Annotated in this window: 15 protein-coding genes; 4 read left to right on the top strand and 11 right to left on the bottom strand. The window is 62.9% G+C overall.

What is annotated here, in order from left to right:
- Positions 1–44: 44 nt before the first annotated feature.
- Positions 45–620: an acetolactate synthase small subunit gene (gene ilvN, locus AC0L2A_RS28975; RefSeq protein WP_091594244.1), complete on the bottom strand. Its 576-nt coding sequence runs from the start codon at positions 618–620 to the stop codon at positions 45–47.
- Between the two features lie 85 nt (positions 621–705).
- Positions 706–2,487, bottom strand: a complete 1,782-nt coding sequence (locus AC0L2A_RS28970) for an acetolactate synthase 3 large subunit (RefSeq protein WP_128180488.1) — start codon at positions 2,485–2,487, stop codon at positions 706–708.
- A gap of 458 nt (positions 2,488–2,945) precedes the next feature.
- On the opposite strand from AC0L2A_RS28970, the gene AC0L2A_RS28965 reads away from it, so the two are divergent.
- Both AC0L2A_RS28965 and AC0L2A_RS28960 read left to right on the top strand, forming a co-directional pair.
- Positions 2,946–4,748 (top strand): NAD(P)-binding domain-containing protein, encoded by a 1,803-nt coding sequence (locus AC0L2A_RS28965; RefSeq protein WP_473611694.1) that lies wholly within the window; start codon positions 2,946–2,948, stop codon positions 4,746–4,748.
- Between the two features lie 160 nt (positions 4,749–4,908).
- The gene (locus AC0L2A_RS28960) at positions 4,909–6,747 is read left to right on the top strand and encodes an ATP-binding protein (protein ID WP_236377169.1); all 1,839 of its coding nucleotides are present in this window, start codon (positions 4,909–4,911) and stop codon (positions 6,745–6,747) included.
- 216 nt (positions 6,748–6,963) lie between these two features.
- Here the strand turns inward: AC0L2A_RS28960 and AC0L2A_RS28955 are convergent, their stop codons facing one another.
- Complete coding sequence (locus tag AC0L2A_RS28955; protein WP_287219123.1) at positions 6,964–7,755, bottom strand: GGDEF domain-containing protein; 792 nt, start codon at positions 7,753–7,755, stop codon at positions 6,964–6,966.
- A 103-nt stretch (positions 7,756–7,858) separates the two neighbouring features.
- Complete coding sequence (gene miaA / locus AC0L2A_RS28950; RefSeq protein ID WP_473611705.1) at positions 7,859–8,851, bottom strand: tRNA (adenosine(37)-N6)-dimethylallyltransferase MiaA; 993 nt, start codon at positions 8,849–8,851, stop codon at positions 7,859–7,861.
- Between miaA and serB the strand changes: the two genes are divergently transcribed.
- Entirely contained in the window at positions 8,841–9,728 is an 888-nt protein-coding gene (serB, locus tag AC0L2A_RS28945) for a phosphoserine phosphatase SerB (protein WP_128167083.1), read from the top strand. The two genes, miaA and serB, sit on opposite strands and share 11 nt — an antisense overlap.
- Complete coding sequence (locus AC0L2A_RS28940; protein WP_128167085.1) at positions 9,725–10,288, top strand: GNAT family N-acetyltransferase; 564 nt, start codon at positions 9,725–9,727, stop codon at positions 10,286–10,288. The genes serB and AC0L2A_RS28940 overlap by 4 nt, the downstream gene beginning before the upstream one ends.
- Positions 10,289–10,304: 16 nt before the next feature.
- Here AC0L2A_RS28940 and AC0L2A_RS28935 read toward each other — a convergent pair whose 3' ends face one another.
- The 7 genes from AC0L2A_RS28935 to AC0L2A_RS28905 all read right to left on the bottom strand — a co-directional run bounded on the left by AC0L2A_RS28935 (position 10,305) and on the right by AC0L2A_RS28905 (position 16,216).
- Positions 10,305–10,487: a toxin-antitoxin system HicB family antitoxin gene (locus AC0L2A_RS28935; RefSeq protein ID WP_236386158.1), complete on the bottom strand. Its 183-nt coding sequence runs from the start codon at positions 10,485–10,487 to the stop codon at positions 10,305–10,307.
- Positions 10,488–10,511: 24 nt separating this feature from the next.
- Entirely contained in the window at positions 10,512–12,026 is a 1,515-nt protein-coding gene (locus AC0L2A_RS28930) for a DegQ family serine endoprotease (RefSeq protein ID WP_128167087.1), read from the bottom strand.
- A 138-nt stretch (positions 12,027–12,164) separates the two neighbouring features.
- Positions 12,165–12,377: a DUF2065 domain-containing protein gene (locus AC0L2A_RS28925; protein ID WP_473611692.1), complete on the bottom strand. Its 213-nt coding sequence runs from the start codon at positions 12,375–12,377 to the stop codon at positions 12,165–12,167.
- Between the two features lie 84 nt (positions 12,378–12,461).
- Entirely contained in the window at positions 12,462–13,439 is a 978-nt protein-coding gene (hflC, locus tag AC0L2A_RS28920) for a protease modulator HflC (RefSeq protein ID WP_128167091.1), read from the bottom strand.
- Positions 13,439–14,548, bottom strand: coding sequence for an FtsH protease activity modulator HflK (gene hflK, locus AC0L2A_RS28915; protein ID WP_091594230.1), 1,110 nt, complete (start codon positions 14,546–14,548; stop codon positions 13,439–13,441). Before hflK ends, hflC begins: the two co-directional genes overlap by 1 nt.
- Positions 14,549–14,690: 142 nt before the next feature.
- Complete coding sequence (locus AC0L2A_RS28910) at positions 14,691–15,209, bottom strand: dihydrofolate reductase (protein WP_473611691.1); 519 nt, start codon at positions 15,207–15,209, stop codon at positions 14,691–14,693.
- Complete coding sequence (locus AC0L2A_RS28905; protein WP_473611690.1) at positions 15,209–16,216, bottom strand: DUF4424 domain-containing protein; 1,008 nt, start codon at positions 16,214–16,216, stop codon at positions 15,209–15,211. Before AC0L2A_RS28905 ends, AC0L2A_RS28910 begins: the two co-directional genes overlap by 1 nt.
- Positions 16,217–16,285: the final 69 nt, after the last annotated feature.

Here is a 16,285-nt window from a genome sequence, read left to right as displayed (position 1 = left end):
AAATACAGGCGGTGCCAGAGCACTGGACCCAAAGCGCCGGATGATCACATCCCTTGCGGGCCGCGATTCATCGCCGCCACGCCGGTGCGGCAGATCTCGACCAGGCCGAGCGGCTTCATGATGGCGATGAACTGGTCGATCTTGGAGCCCTTGCCGGTGATCTCGAAAATGAAATGCTCGGTGTTGGCGTCGATGACGCTGGCCCGGAAGGCATCGGCCAGCCTCAGCGCCTCGACGCGGCCCTCGCCGGTGCCGGCCACTTTCACCAGCGCGAGTTCCCGCTCCAGCGGCCGTTCCTGGCCGAGCTCGTGCGAGCGCACGGTGAGGTCGACGACACGGTGCACCGGCACGATGCGCTCGAGTTGGTGCTTGATCTGCTCCAGCACATGCGGCGTGCCGCGCGTCACGATGGTGATGCGTGACAGATGCTTCTCGTGCTCGGTTTCGGAAACGGTCAGGCTCTCGATATTGTAGCCGCGTCCGGAAAACAGGCCTATGACCCGGGCAAGCACGCCCGGCTCATTGTCGACCAGCACGGAAAGCGTGTGGATTTCCGGTCTTTCCGTCTCCTTGGCGATGAAGTAGGCGGAACCGGTGGGTTGAAGGTGCTGTGCGTTCATGACATGAATCTCGATTTCAAACTTTGAGCTGTTTTTCTGTTTCCACACGGCTTCCGACAGCCCTGCCTCGGCTCGGGCGACAGGCCTACACCAGTTCCCTGCCCTTGGCGTCGATAGCGTTGGCCACCGCCTCGTCGGTCGCCTCGTCCGGCAGCAGCATCTCGTTATGCGCCTTGCCCGACGGGATCATCGGGAAGCAGTTGGCAAGCGTGGCGACCCGGCAGTCGAAGATCACCGGCTTCTTCACCGAGATCATCTCCTTGATGGCGTCGTCCAGCTCGTCCGGCTTCTCGCAACGGATGCCATGGCCGCCATAGGCTTCGGCGAGCTTGACGAAATCCGGCATCGCTTCGGTGTAGGAATGCGACAGCCGGTTGCCGTGCAGAAGCTGCTGCCACTGCCGCACCATGCCCATGTACTGATTGTTGAGGATGAAGATCTTGATCGGCGCCTCGTGCTGCACCGCGGCGCTCATCTCCTGCATCGTCATCTGCACCGAGGCGTCGCCGGCAATGTCGATGACCAGCGCATCCGGGTGCGCAATCTGCACGCCGAGCGCCGCCGGCAGACCGTAGCCCATCGTGCCGAGCCCGCCGGAGGTCATCCAGCGGTTCGGTTTCTCGAAATGATAGTGCTGCGCCGCCCACATCTGGTGCTGGCCGACCTCGGTGGTGATGTAGGTGTCCATGTCCTTGGTCAGCGCATAGAGCCGCTGCACGGCATATTGCGGCATGATGACGTCGTGGTTCATCTTGTAGGCGAGCGAATCCCGCGCCCGCCATTTCGCGATCTGCTCCCACCACGGGTGCAGCGCCTTCTTGTCGGCCCTGGCGGTGGCCCGCCACAGCCGCACCAGATCCTCCAGAACCCGGCCGACATCGCCGATAATGGGCACATCGGTGTGGACGTTCTTGTTGATCGAAGACGGATCGATGTCGATATGGATTTTTTTCGAGTTCGGCGAGAACGCGGTGAGCCGGCCGGTGATGCGGTCGTCGAAGCGCGCGCCGATGCAGACCATGACGTCGCAATCATGCATCGCCATGTTGGCTTCATAGGTGCCGTGCATGCCGAGCATGCCCATCCAGTTCCTGCCTGATGCCGGATAGGCGCCAAGGCCCATCAGCGTCGAGGTTATCGGGAAGCCGGTCAGGTCGACCAGTTCGCGCAGCAAATGGCTGGCTTCCGGGCCGGAATTGATGACACCGCCGCCGGTATAGAGGATCGGCCTTTTCGCGGCGGCCATCAGCTCGACCGCCGCCTTGATCTTTTCCAGGTCACCCTGGACCTTAGGCTGATAGCTGGTGCGCGGCGCCGTCTGCGGCGGCACATAGATGCCCTTGGCGAACTGCACGTCCTTCGGGATATCGACGACGACCGGACCGGGGCGTCCTGTCGTCGCGACGTGAAAGGCCTCATGGATGATCGCCGCGAGCTCGTTGACATCCTTCACCAGCCAATTGTGCTTGGTGCAGGGCCGCGTGATACCGATCGTGTCGCACTCCTGGAAGGCATCCGAGCCGATCAGCGAGGTCGGCACCTGACCGGTCAGGCAGACCAGCGGGATCGAATCCATCAGCGCATCCTGCAGCGGCGTGACCGCGTTGGTGGCGCCCGGCCCCGATGTCACCAGCATGACGCCGGCCTTGCCGGTCGAGCGCGCATATCCCTCCGCCGCATGACCGGCACCCTGCTCGTGACGGACGAGGATGTGCTCGACCTCGTCCTGTTGGAAGATTTCATCATAGATCGGGAGAACCGCGCCGCCCGGATAGCCGAAAACATGCTTGACGCCATTGTCCTTCAGCGCCTGCACCACCATTTCGGCACCGGTCATTTCGCGCCGTTCGTTCTGTCCACTGCTCATCGGTCTGGTCCCGTATTGTCCGCCATCGGGCGATTGCTGGTCGTTTAGTCGTGTTTCGGGCAATAAAAAAGGCCCCCGAGGGAGCCTGTGTCTGCGCATGGGGGGTTTTCGCCCGGCGGTTACACCGCCTTGCCCACACGCTTTCCTACTACGAGAATGAGTGCCGTTTTCATGGTGGCGGACAATAGAATTGGTTTTGCGCCGCTGTCAACGGCGAATATGAAAGACGCCAGACGGTTCGGGCCAGGCAGCCCGGTTGCCACCCATCGCGTTGAACCACCGTTCCGCATGATCACCGGCAGGATCAGTGTCCGCGATCATCCCGATAAGCCATTGAAACCGCGCCAAACTATTTGACGACGTGACGCGGCGCACAGTTTGCCGCGATACTCCGGTCGACCGGCCTGGGAGGGTCCGGCACGCCGCGATGACGACCAGCACTCACGGGAGGAAATTCGATGCTCGACAAGGCCCCAGCCAAGAAACTATCCGACGTGCTCGACCAATTCAGCGCAGCGCTCGCCGCCGGCGACATCGACGGAGCGGTCGGGTGCTTTCAGGAAGACTGCTACTGGCGCGACCTGGTGACCTTCACCTGGAACATCAAGACCATGGAAGGTCGCGACCAGGTGCGCAATATGCTGATGAGCCAGTTTGCGACGATAAAGCCATCGAACTGGGCGCTTGCGAAAGGCGAAGACGCCACGGAGAGCGACGGGCTGCTCGAAGGCTGGATCAGTTTCGAAACGGAGGTTGCGCGCGGCTTCGGCCATATCCGGCTGAAGAACGGCAAGATCTGGACACTGCTCACCACCATGGTCGAGCTGAAGGGCCATGAGGAACCCGCCGGCTTCGCCCGGCCGATGGGTGCCAAGCACGGTCACGGCAAAAACCGGCCGACCTGGAAGGAGGAGCGCGAGAAGGAGGCGACCGAACTCGGCTTTGTCAATCAACCCAACACGCTGATCATCGGCGGCGGCCAGGGCGGCATCGCGCTCGGTGCCCGGTTGAGGCAGCTCGGCGTGCCGACCATCATCGTCGAGAAGAACGAGCGTGCCGGCGATTCATGGCGCAAGCGTTACAAGTCGCTCTGCCTGCACGATCCGGTCTGGTACGACCATCTGCCCTATATCGACTTTCCTCGGAACTGGCCGGTCTTCTCGCCCAAGGACAAGATCGGGGACTGGCTGGAAATGTACACCAAGGTCATGGAGCTGAACTATTGGTCCTCCACTGAGGCCAAGGGCGCCACCTATGACGATCAGAAGAAGGAATGGACGGTCGTCGTCCATCGCCACGGCAAGGACATCACGCTGAAGCCGAAGCAGCTGGTGCTGGCCACCGGCATGTCGGGCCGACCCAACATCCCGCAGTTCAAAGGCATGGAGAAATTCAAGGGCGATCAGCACCATTCCTCGAAACATCCCGGTCCAGACAGCTGCGTTGGCAAGAAAGTCGTCGTCATCGGGTCGAACAATTCCGCGCATGATATCTGCGCCGCACTTTGGGAAGCTGGCGTCGACGTCACCATGGTGCAGCGATCGACCACGCACATCGTCAGATCCGACACGCTGATGGATATCGGGCTCGGAGCCCTCTATTCGGAGCAGGCCGTGCAAAACGGCATGACCACGGCCAAGGCCGATCTCATCTTCGCCTCGCTGCCCTACAAGATCCTGCACGAATTCCAGATCCCGCTCTACGAGAAGATGAAGGAGCGTGATGCCGCCTTCTACGAGGGCCTGGAAAGAGCTGGCTTCATGCTCGACTGGGGCGACGACGGTTCGGGCCTGTTCATGAAATATCTCAGGCGCGGTTCCGGCTACTATATCGATATCGGCGCCTCCCAGCTGATCATCGACGGCGCCATCAAGCTGAAGAGCGGCGTCGACGTGACCGAGATCAAGGAACATTCGGTCCTGCTCAGCGACGGCACCGAGCTGCCGGCCGATGTCGTCGTCTATGCCACCGGCTACGGTTCGATGAACGGCTGGGCGGCAGAGCTGATCTCGAAAGAGGTCGCCGACAAAGTCGGGAAATGCTGGGGGCTCGGCTCGAACACCACCAAGGATCCCGGTCCCTGGGAGGGCGAGCAGCGCAACATGTGGAAGCCGACGCAACAGGAAGCGCTCTGGTTCCACGGCGGCAATCTGCACCAGTCACGCCACTATTCGCAGTTCCTGTCGCTGCAGTTGAAAGCGCGGCACGAGGGCATCGCGACGCCGGTCTACGGGCTGCAGCAGGTCCATCACACAGGGTAGACGATCGAGGCTGTCGCCGGGACTCGGCGCCGGTCGGTTCAATTTTCGCGACCGGCTTAATCGTCCTTACACCATCCGACCTCACCCCCCCTTAACCGCGTCGGCGTAAGGTCGATCGCCTTGGGGAAAATGGAAGAGGGAAATGGGGAACAGCCTGTCCATGTTCGTCGACCGCGACGCCTCCGTTGGAGAGCCGACATTGCAGGAGCGCCGCAAGGCGGAGCAGAGCGACAAGCGCGTTCTGGGCAATGTCGTCCAGTGCGACGGCGCGCGCGCCACCATCAGCGCCCATGCCGCCGATATCCTAGGCACGGTCACCGGCCATTGGAGCGTCGGCAAGATGATCTCCATCAACCTTGGCAACACGCGAACCGTCGGGCTGGTCTACGCGGTCGGCAAGTCGGATCGCGCCTGGCACGATGAGGGCCAGAACCCGATCGAGGTCAGTATCGAGCTCATCGGCGAGGTGCGCGACGGCGCCGAGCCCGGCGCCAAACCGGTTTTCGACCGCGGCATCACCACCTATCCGCATATCGGCGCCATTGCCCACCGCATCCGCAGCCGCGACCTGCAGGCGGTCTATGACCTGGCCGGGCGTCACTCGATCACCATCGGCACGCTGTCACAGGATGAGGAGATCGACGCCAACATCGCTATCGACGACACGCTGGCGCGCCATTTCGCCATTGTCGGCACCACCGGCGTCGGCAAATCCACCGCCGTCTCGCTGCTTTTGCGCAAGTCGATCGCCGCTCGACCCGACCTGCGCGTTCTCATCCTCGATCCGCACAACGAGTTCGCCGCGTCCTTGCCAGAGCACTGCGTCAGGGTCGATTCGGCGACGCTGGACCTGCCCTTCTGGATGTTCAAGCTCGAGGAGTTTGCCGAAGTGCTGTTTCGCGGTCGAGAGATCGTGCCGGAAGAGGTGGACGCCTTGCGCGATCTTATTCCCGCGGCCAAAAACCTTTATCGCAACCCGAATTCGGGCACGTATCTCAGGCGCGGCAGCGATGCGCTGACCGCGGACACGCCGGTGCCCTATCGCATTGTCGATCTCATCAAGCAGATCGACGAGCGCATGGGACTGCTGGAAAGCAAGAACGACCGCCCCACCCTCAAATCGCTGAAGACGCGCATCGAATCGGCAGCCTCCGATCCGCGCTACCGCTTCATGTTCAACTCGCGGCTGATCGAGGACACCATCCACGAGACGATCGGCAACATCTTCCGTGTGCCGCATCACGGGCGCCCGGTGACCTGCTTCGAGATGGCAGGCATGCCTTCGGAAGTGGTCAATTCCGTCTGCTCGGTGCTGGCGCGTCTGGCCTTCGACCTGGCGCTGTGGAGCGAAGGCCGGCTGCGGCTGCTTTTGCTGTGCGAGGAAGCGCACCGCTACATGCCGGCCGATCCGCGCCTTGGTTTCGCGCCGACCCGGCACGCGCTGTCGCGCATCGCCAAGGAAGGCCGCAAATATGGTTGTTATCTCGGCATCGTCACACAGCGCCCGGGCGAACTCGACCCCACCATCCTGTCGCAGTGCTCGACCTTTTTTGCGATGCGGCTCGCCAACGAGCAGGACCAGGCGATCATCCGCTCGGCGATCGCCGATTCCTCGGCCTCGACACTGGCATTCCTGTCTTCGATGGGCCAGCGCGAAGCCATCGCCTTTGGTGAAGGCGTGGCGACGACCATGCGAATGAAATTCGAAAAACTGTCCGATGGCCTGATCCCGGGCACAGCCAAGCGCGAGGAAGCCTTGCCGTCCGAGCTTGGCCATGATGTCGATCTGGTGGCGATCGTCGAAAGGCTTCGCAACGTTCCAAAACCGCAGCAGGCGATGGCCTTCGCCGAAGTCGTCGATTCGAGCCGGCAGGCCGGCGATCCCGACTACCGCAAGCCGCCCGCCCCGACGGTCGCACGCGCCCAGCCGGACGACGATTTCGACATGCGTTATGGCCTGAAACCCGCAACCTTCGGCCTGCGCTCGCAGAACGATTGAGCCGGGCGGCTTTAGCCTGTGAGGCTAAGGCGCTTCCAAAGTTAAAACTATGTCACCCTAGGAAACCAGCGCAAATCCCGGAAGGGAATTCATCAGGCCGGATCGAATGACGTGGCTTTCGAGAACCCGGCGCGGAGTGGACATTTGAGTCCATGAGCACCGGAAGTCGAGAAAGCTGCGTCAGTCGGCCGGCCTCATGAATTCTTCTCCGGGATTTCAGGCGCAGACGCGGTTGCGGCCTTGCCTCTTGGCCTCGTAGAGCTGGCGGTCGGCGCGCCGATAGAACTCTTCGGCGGTTTCCTTGCGATCCCAGATCGCAAGGCCGACGCTGGTGGTGATCTTCAGCCGGACATTGCCCGACAGTATCGACATGTTGGCGATCGCCTTGCGGATGCGCTCGGCGAACCTGGACAGAAGTTCGGCGTCCATGTTGGGCGTGACCACCGCGAACTCCTCGCCACCCAGGCGCGCTGCCACGTCGTGATAACGCGTCATGTCCTTGAGACAACTGGCGACCGCCCGCAACACCTGGTCACCGACATCATGGCCGTGGGTGTCGTTGACCTGCTTGAAATGGTCGAGATCAAGGATCATCAGCCCGACCGGCTTGTCGATGCGACGGAATTCCTCGAGATATTCCTTCAGTGCATCGTCGAAATAACGCCGGTTCTGCATGCCGGTCAGGCCGTCGGTCAGCGCCGCATGCTCCAGCGTTTCCGAACGGGCGCTGAGCGAAACCGTCATGGCGCGCAGCTTGCCTTCTTCCGTCGCCTGCTTGCGGATCAGCGGGTAGATGAAGAAAATGCCGAAGAACAGGGCAGTCGCCAAAAGGACGCCGGTCCCAAACAACAGCTTGTTGAGATAAGTGGTCTTCTCAATCGCGGCAGGGGTAGTGATCTCCGCCGCGAGCGCCTGCAGAAGCCCATAGGCGTGAAGCGTCACCAGGCCGGCGGCCAGGATCACGAAGATGAAGACGAAAAAGGCTGATTCCGCCTTGTGAAAACGCATCTGCTCCCCGTTGCAAAACCCCAAAGACGTTATGGCATCGACGGCCTTACGGAGGGTTAACTAGGACAACTTCAACGGGAGGTCTTCCCTTAAAGTCAACTTTTCAGGTTGCACTCGAAAAGGCGTCCAAGATCGTGGATACCACACGATCACCAAGGCGCAATCTCAGCCATTCCGGACCCAACTGATGCCTGAACCAGGTCGTCTGGCGCTTGGCATACTGTCGCGTCGCGATCTTCGCGCGCTCGATCGCTTCGGGAAAACTCAGCTCGCCGGCCATTGCGGCCTGGAGTTCGCGAACGCCGATGGCTTTCATCGCCGGCAAGTCGGGATCGAGGCCAAGGTCGGTGATCTGCCTGACCTCGTCGAGGGCGCCCTTCTCCAGCATGCGGTCGAACCGCGCCTCGATCCGCTCCACCAGCTCCGCTCGGTCCGGCTCGATCACAAGGAAGCGCGTGCTGGCTCTGTCGATCAGTGGACGGCCGCGCGCCGCCTGCCATTCCAGGATGGAACGGCCCGATGCGTCGAGCACCTCCAGCGCCCGCACGATGCGCTGGCCGTCGGTCGGCTTCAGCATCATGCCGGCTGCAGAATCCCTGCGCAGCAGGATACGGTGCAGCTTGGCTGCGCCCTGCTCCTGGAGTTCGGAGCGCCAGCGATCACGGATCGACTGCGGAATGTCGGGCATTTCCGAAATGCCCTCCGCAAGCGCTCGGAAATAAAGCCCGGTGCCGCCGACGAAAATCACCGGCCGTTCGAAGAACGTGCCGACCGGACGTTCGACGAACGCGCCGTCGTCGATGAGATTCATCACGTCGCGCAGCCAGGCGCCAGTGGAATAGACGGTGGAGGGATGGACATGTCCGTAGAGGAAATGCGGGACGCGAGCGAGTTCGGCAGCAGTCGGCCGCGCCGTCAGCACGTCGAGCACCGAATAGACCTGCATCGAATCGGTGTTGACGATGACGCCGCCGTTGCGCTCGGCGAGGGCGAGCGCAAGGGCGGACTTGCCGCTGGCGGTCGGCCCGGCTATCAGGATCGCGTTCTTAACGCGGCCCTCGCCCGCCTGCCCGCCGGAATTTTTTATGCCGCTGATCGCCACGCTTGTATCCCATCCCGCCGGTCGCGCATTGTCGCCGGCGCTTGCGAATATGGCGTCGCGGTCGGTCGGCGCAAGCACTGTTCGCTGGCTGGCCGAAGGCATCGCTTGTGAAATCGCCCTGCCCGAGACGGCCGAAGCCGCTGAAACGACCGCCAGCCTGCGCGCCGTGCTTGCACCCGAACCGGTTGACGTGATCGTTCAGCGGCCCGAGGGCAGGCGAAAGAAAATCCTTATCGCCGATATGGATTCGACTGTCATCGACCAGGAGTGCATCGACGAACTCGCCGACGAGATCGGCGTCAAGGATTACGTCGCCGCCATCACGGCGCGATCGATGAATGGCGAGATCGCTTTCGAGCCGGCCTTGCGCGAGCGGGTGGCGCTGCTGAAAGGCCTCGACACTGCCGTGGTCGACCGCATCATCGCCAATCGCCTGACGCTGGCTTCCGGTGGCCGCGCGCTTGTCCAGACCATGCGGGCCAACGGCGCTTGGACTGCACTCGTGTCGGGTGGCTTCAACGTCTTCACCTCACGCATCGGCGGCATGCTCGGCTTTCAGGAGAATCGCGCCAACCGCCTGATCGAGCAGGATGGCCGCTTCACCGGGCTGGTCGCCGAGCCGATCCTGGGGCGCGCCGCCAAGGCCGATGCGCTGCTCGAGATTTCGGCGCGCCTCGGGCTGACGACCGCCGACGCCATTGCTGTCGGCGATGGCGCCAACGACCTCGACATGATCCGCCTTGCCGGCACCGGTGTGGCGCTTCATGCCAAGCAGGTCGTGGCGGCGGAGGCAAAATTCCGCATCGACCATGGCGACCTGACCGCGCTTCTCTATCTGCAGGGCTACCGGCGGGAGGAGTTTGTGGAGTGACGCCAATCCGCACCGAGCGCCTGATCCTGCGCAACTGGGAGGATCGCGACCGCGACCTCTTCTACCGCATCAACTCCGACGAGCGCGTCATGGAGTTCTTTCCGTTTCGCCGCGACCGCGCGCAGGCCGACGCCAAGATGGACGAGTTCCGCGCCTGGATTGCCGAGGATGGCTACGGTTTCGCTGCCGCCGAGATAGTTGAAACGCGCCAATGCATCGGCTTCGTCGGCCTCCTCGACACCGATCATTTGCCGTTCCTGCCGGCCGGCACCGTCGAGATCGGCTGGCGGCTGGCGCCCGAATTCTGGGGCCATGGCTATGTCACCGAGGCAGCCGAAGCCTGGCTCGCCTATGGCTTCGAAACGCTTGGCCTCGAGGAAATCGTTTCTTTCGCCGTCAGGGATAACAGCCGGTCCACCGCCGTCATGGAACGCCTGGGCATGACCGCCGACCCGGCCAGGGATTTCGACCACCCCGGCATTCCGGACAGCCACGCCAGGCTCAAGCGGCATGTGTTCTACAGGCTGACAGCCACGGATTGGCGAGCAAATCGGCGCTGATCAGCGCCGGCCCTGATCAGCGCTTTTCAAACGGAAGCTCGTCGCCGGGTTGCGGCGGTTTGACGCCGACCCGATCGAGCACTTTCGCGAAATCGTCGCCCGATGCATTACCAGCCCGTCGGCGCAGGAAATCGGCCGCTGTCTTCATGGCTCCAACCTTTTGCGCCACCGCCGACGCGATCCACTGGTTCAGCGACACACCATCAGCACGCGCCTCCGGGACTCAGTCCATCCGGATCGTCACAAACCGCAATTCGCCGCTCTTCGACGCCAGCATCAGCAGCGCATTCTTGCGTCCCTGCTCCTTCAACGCAGCAATCCGGTCCATGACATCCTTGGGCGTGGCGACCGATTCCTGCGCGATCTCGGTGATCACCTCGCCGGCCTGAATGCCGCGTTCGGCAGCGGCCGAATCCTTGGCGACTTCAGTGATGACCACGCCGGAGACTTCGGCGGCAATGCCGAATTTCGTCCGCGTCTCGTCGTTGAGGTCGCCAACGGTCATGCCGAGCACGGACGCCGTCGGGACGGCAGGCGCCTCGTCGCCAGTGTCCTTGTCGGTATTGCCGTTCTCGCCGCTGGCAAGCTTTTCGCCATCTTCGAGCCGGCCAAGCGTCACCTTCACGGTCTGCTCGACGCCCTTGCGCACGATGACCACGTCGACAGCCTTGCCGACCGTGCTCTCGGCGACGACGCGCGGCAGGTCGCGCATTTCATTGACGTCCCTGCCGTCGAACTTGATGATGACGTCGCCCGCCAGGATGGTGCCGTTGTCGACAGGCCCGCCCTTGATGACGCCGGCGACCAGTGCGCCCTTGGCGGTCGCCATGCCGAGGCTCTCGGCAATGTCGTCCGTCACCGGCTGGATGCGCACACCGAGCCAGCCGCGCCGCGTCTCGCCGAACTGGCGGAGCTGGTCGACGACGCCCAACGCCAGCTGCGAGGGAATGGAAAAGCCGATGCCGATCGAGCCGCCGGACGGCGAGATGATCGCCGTGTTGATGCCGATCACCTCGCCGGCGCTGTTGAACAGCGGCCCGCCGGAATTGCCGCGGTTGATCGCGGCATCAGTCTGGATGAAATCGTCATAGGGGCCGGAATTGATGTCGCGGTTGCGGGCCGAGACGATGCCGACCGTCACGGTGCCGCCGAGGCCGAACGGATTGCCGATCGCCATCACCCAGTCACCGACGCGCATCTTGCTGGAATCGCCGAATTTCACCGCCGTCAGCTTGTGCCCTTTCGGATCGACCTTCAGCACCGCCACGTCGGTCTTGGTGTCGGTGCCGACCAGCGTCGCCTTCAGCGTCACGCCGTCGGAGAAATTCACCTCGATGTCGTCGGCATCGGCGATCACGTGGTTATTCGTCACCACGATGCCCTGCTCGGCGTCGACCACGAAGCCTGAGCCCAGCGACTGCACCTTTTGCGAGGGGTTGCCCTGTTCGCCGGGACGGTTCTTGAAGAAATCGTCGAAGAAGTCCTGGAAGGGCGAGCCCTCTGGAAGCTGCGGCATCGGCACCGCGCCCGGGCCTTCCGTGCCCTTCACCCTCTGCGAGGTCGATATATTGACCACGGCGCCGAGCAGGCCCTGCGCCAGATCGGCGACCGAAGCCGGGCCGTCGTCGGCGGCCGCGGGCGTCACCAGCGACGGGACGGTAGCGACGCCGATAAGAAGTGCTGCAGCACCCGCGGTGAATGTCCGCCTCGCCGCGCGCAAAAAGCTGTTGGATGTCATCGAGAAGTCTCCCGGTGTCTCTGAGAAGAAAAGCGCTCGCCGAAAACGCTGCGTCGAGCCATGTTGGCAAGAAATACGGCACGTTTGCGGCTATGGCTATCGGCAGAGGATAAATCCTCCGTTATCCCGAAATCATCGTCATCCACCACGCACCAGCCAGACCAGGCCGACACCAACGGCGATTGCAATCAGCCCGGCGACCCGCAGCGCATTTTCCGGCATCGACAGAACTTCGCCGGCAAATTTCTTGGCGAGACCGGGAAAGCCGCCAAAGACCAGGCCCTCGACACTACAGCGCCGCGCGTCTTTTTGGACGCGCAAAGGACGCTGTAGCACTTTGATTTGGCGCATGATCCTTTCCGAAAATCGATTCCGATTTTCGGGGTCATGCGCGAGAACCAGGCCTATTGCCGCCAGAAAGTCCTGCACCGGCCGTTACTGGCCGGTGCCTGGCTGCGCTGTCGGTGCAGCGGGTGCACGGGGCCCAGCTGCTGGCCCAGGCGCTGCCGGTGCAGCCGGCGCTGCCGGCGTGTCCGCGCCGGCGGGATTGCGGAAGAAGCGGAAGAAGTCCGAATTCGGCGACAGCACCATCGTCGTCCCGGTACTGTTCAGCGCCGTGCCGTAGGCATTCATCGACCGGTAAAAGTCGAAGAAGGCTGGATCGCGCTGGTAGGCGTTCGCGAAGGTGGCGCTGCGTTGAGCTTCACCTTCACCGCGCAGGATTTCAGACTCTCTCCGTGCCTCGGCGACGATCTCCACCACTTCGCGGTCGGCGCGCGCCCTGATGCGCTGCGCCGCCTCGTTGCCGCGCGCCCGCAGCCGCTCGGCTTCGGCCAGACGCTCAGCCTTCATGCGGTCATATGTCTGTTGCGAGACTTCCGCCGTCAAATCGGTCCGGCGAATGCGGACATCCTCGATCTGCAGGCCGAGCGACGTGGCGTCGGGCCTCAGCTGATCGCGCACTTCGCGCATCATCACGGCTCGCTCTTCCGAGAGCGCCGCCTCGAAGTCGCGCAGACCGTAGACACGGCGCAAGGCGGCGTCGAGACGCGTCCTCAAGCGTGCCTCGGCCAGCTCGATCTGGCCGGACACCGCGGAGCGAAACACGCGCGGATCCGAGATCCGATAGGCGATGAAGGCGTCGACCTCATAAAACTTGCCACCCGAAACCTGGACGCGGATGTTGTCGAGGTCGAAGCGCAGCACCCTGTTTTCGATCAACTGCACGCTGTCGGCATCGAAGAAGGCGAACGGCGCCTTGAAATAGATGCCCGGCTGGCTCTTGACGTCGACGATCTCGCCGAACCTGAGCACCAGTGCCTGCTGGCGCGCATTGACAACGAAGACCGACGAATAGAGCAGGAACAGGACGACCGCGGCGATGACGGCGATGATGGGAAGACGGTTGGCCATCACTGGTTTCCTCCCAGCACCGGCGCCGGCGCCGGCGCCTTCTGCTGCAATGCCGGCAGCGGCAGATAGGGAACGACCCCTGGTCCGCTGCCTTGCTCGATAATGACCTTGCTGGAATCCTTCAGAACCCTCTCCATCGTTTCCAGATAAAGCCGCTGGCGCGTCACATCCGGCGCCTTGGCGTATTCGTCATAGACCGAGATGAAGCGCTGCGCCTCGCCTTCGGCCTCCTGCACGACCCGGTTCTTGTAGCCGGCCGCCTCCTCGCGGATCTGTGCTGCCTCGCCGCGCGCCTGGCCGAGCTTCTGGTTGGAATACTGGTTGGCCTGCTCGACGAACTTGTCCTCGTCCTGTTCGGCGCGCTGCACCTCGTCAAAGGCGTCGGCCACTTCGCGCGGCGGTGCGGCATCCTCGATCGAAATCGCGTTGACGTTCAGGCCGGCCTTGTAGCCGTCCAGCGTCGTCTGGATGATTTCGCGCACGGACGCTGCAATGCCCTCGCGATCGTCGCGGAAGATGTCCTGCGCCGGCCGCCGACCGACCGCTTCGCGCATGGCGCTTTCGGCGACCTGGCGCAGCATGCCGTCGGGATCGGACACGTCGAACAGATAGGCCCTCGGATCGGAGACCTGATAGGCCACCGAGAACTGGACGTTGACGATGTTCTGGTCGCCCGAAAGCATCAGCCCTGAACCGTTGCCGGAGGCCGTGCCGCCGCCGATGTTGACGAGTTGTTCGGCAATGACGGCCGTCTCGACCGTCTCGATGGGCCACCAATGGAAATGCAGGCCGGGCTGGGAGAACTCTGCCTTTGGCACGCCGAATCTGAGTTCGACCGCAACCTCGTCGGGCTGCACGGTATAGACCGCCTTGAACGCCCACAGCGCTAAAAGCGCCGCCGCGATCAATCCGAACACGGCTGGGCTGGCGCCAGCGCCACCCGGCAAAGCACGCCGCAACCTGTCCTGGCCGCGCCGGATGATGTCTTCGAGATCGGGAGGCGAGCCCTGCGGACCGCTAGGCCCCTTAGGTCCCTGCCCCCAGGGTCCTGGATTGTTGCCGCCGCCCCATGGGCCGCCGCCTCCGCCGCTTTTGTCATTCCAGGGCATAAATGTCCTTTCGCTCCCTCATGCGCCGGCCTGACGACGCAAAATCCGGTGTTGTTCTTCTATAGGGATGCGACGGCGCGCTTTCAACGCGATCGGTCGTCGTCACCGCCCGTTTTGGACCGTCGCGACCCTTTACCGTCTCTCAATGCACGTCGCGGCGTCGCTCGTAAACCGAATAGCGTGTCGCATGACTATCCTTTTCACCGGCCGGAACGTCCTGCGTGCGGCCGATGCGCCACAAATCCGGGTCGATCGGCGGGAAATGCGCGTCGCCGTCAACCGCGGCAAGGACATGGGTGACATGCAGGCGGTCGGCCAGCGGCAGCGCCTGGGCATAGATCTCGCCGCCGCCGATGACGCAGATTTCGTCGGCGCCGGCCATGCAGCGCCCGCGCACCTTGGCCAGGCGGATCGCCTCGTCGAGCGAATGCACGGTTTCGACGCCCTCGGCGCGCCAGGCCGTGTCGCGGGTCACCACGATATTGAGCCTGCCAGGCAGAGGCCGGCCGATGCCTTCATAGGTCTTGCGACCCATGATGACAGGTTTGCCCATTGTGTCGGCCTTGAACCGCTTGAGATCGCTAGAAAGCCGCCACGGCAAACCGCCATCGCGCCCGATCACACCGTTTTCGGCGATGGCGACATAGATCGCGACGTCCATCAGCCGCCGCTCCCGCCCGAAGGTGCCAGCAGCAATATGTCGATGTCGTGCTCAGGGTAGAAATTCTCTGCCGTCATCTCGAAACGCGTCGGCCCGACTTTCCTGACGTTTTCGCCACAGAACGAGACCAGGTTCTTCGGATCGCCCTTGTCGACGGTCAGCTTGAACTTGCCGATCGAGCCAGTCGCCCAGTTGCCGCCAGTGGTCAGGACATAGGCGATGCGGTTTTCGAAATATCTCGGGGTGCCGTCGGGATTGCCCTTCGCCGCCTTGCGAATCGCATTCTCGAACGTGCCGTCCATGCAGTAACGGGTCTTGTAGGCGGCGTATTGGCCCTGGAACTGGCCGTCATAGAAGAAGCTGACCGAAGAGGTGCCGCCGACGCTGGGCTTGTAGCGATGGGCGACGCGGACTGCCTTGTTGGCTGGAAAGGTCGAGCGCCACCAATAGGTCGAGCGCAATTGCCAGAACGGCACATGGACGGTTCTCATGCCCGACCCGTCGTCGGCGGTGTCCTCGATGATGAGGCCGCGGTCGACCCAGTCGTCGGCAACCGCTTGCGGCAGCTTCGCCAATGCCGCCCTGGCCGCATCGCCGAACGGGTAGAACGGCACGTTCTGCGACTCGAGATCGGCACTGATGTCGATGCCGAGCGCAAATGCCTTCTGCTCGAGCTGCGGCTTTGCCGCCACGCCGTCGATCGTCACCTCGAAGCCGAGGAAATTGTCGCTCTGGCCGTCGGGAATTGCCGGCATCTCGTTCGGATCGCCTTCGATGTCAGGCATCGGAAAGGCGACGATCGCGTCGACATCCTTGTCGGTGATGTTGCGGAAGACATAGTCGACCGTCACCTTTTCCGGTGAGATGTAGAGGTCCTCGCTCTCCATGGCGACCGCGTCGCTGCGCGACAGGATCAGGCCGCCCGTCCCCAATTCGGCGATCGAATCATTGGCGAACACGGGCGTGGCCGAAAGCGCCAGCGCGGCGGTCAGGACATAACGGAACATGGAAGCTCCCTGGGCGAGATGCCGCTATGACTCTATCGCATCGGCCCGAAAATCGGAATCGATTTTCGG

Source organism: Mesorhizobium sp. WSM4844 (genome assembly GCF_055811775.1).
This window is presented reverse-complemented; position numbering and strand designations above follow the sequence as displayed.

Coding starts and splice junctions, on each gene's coding strand:
- ilvN (WP_091594244.1), bottom strand. CDS start 620: ATGAACGCACAGCACCTTCAACCCACCGGTTCCGCCTACTTCATCGCC.
- AC0L2A_RS28970 (WP_128180488.1), bottom strand. CDS start 2,487: ATGAGCAGTGGACAGAACGAACGGCGCGAAATGACCGGTGCCGAAATG.
- AC0L2A_RS28965 (WP_473611694.1), top strand. CDS start 2,946: ATGCTCGACAAGGCCCCAGCCAAGAAACTATCCGACGTGCTCGACCAA.
- AC0L2A_RS28960 (WP_236377169.1), top strand. CDS start 4,909: ATGTTCGTCGACCGCGACGCCTCCGTTGGAGAGCCGACATTGCAGGAG.
- AC0L2A_RS28955 (WP_287219123.1), bottom strand. CDS start 7,755: ATGCGTTTTCACAAGGCGGAATCAGCCTTTTTCGTCTTCATCTTCGTG.
- serB (WP_128167083.1), top strand. CDS start 8,841: ATGCCGCTGATCGCCACGCTTGTATCCCATCCCGCCGGTCGCGCATTG.
- AC0L2A_RS28930 (WP_128167087.1), bottom strand. CDS start 12,026: ATGACATCCAACAGCTTTTTGCGCGCGGCGAGGCGGACATTCACCGCG.
- AC0L2A_RS28925 (WP_473611692.1), bottom strand. CDS start 12,377: ATGCGCCAAATCAAAGTGCTACAGCGTCCTTTGCGCGTCCAAAAAGAC.
- hflC (WP_128167091.1), bottom strand. CDS start 13,439: ATGGCCAACCGTCTTCCCATCATCGCCGTCATCGCCGCGGTCGTCCTG.
- hflK (WP_091594230.1), bottom strand. CDS start 14,548: ATGCCCTGGAATGACAAAAGCGGCGGAGGCGGCGGCCCATGGGGCGGC.
- AC0L2A_RS28910 (WP_473611691.1), bottom strand. CDS start 15,209: ATGGACGTCGCGATCTATGTCGCCATCGCCGAAAACGGTGTGATCGGG.
- AC0L2A_RS28905 (WP_473611690.1), bottom strand. CDS start 16,216: ATGTTCCGTTATGTCCTGACCGCCGCGCTGGCGCTTTCGGCCACGCCC.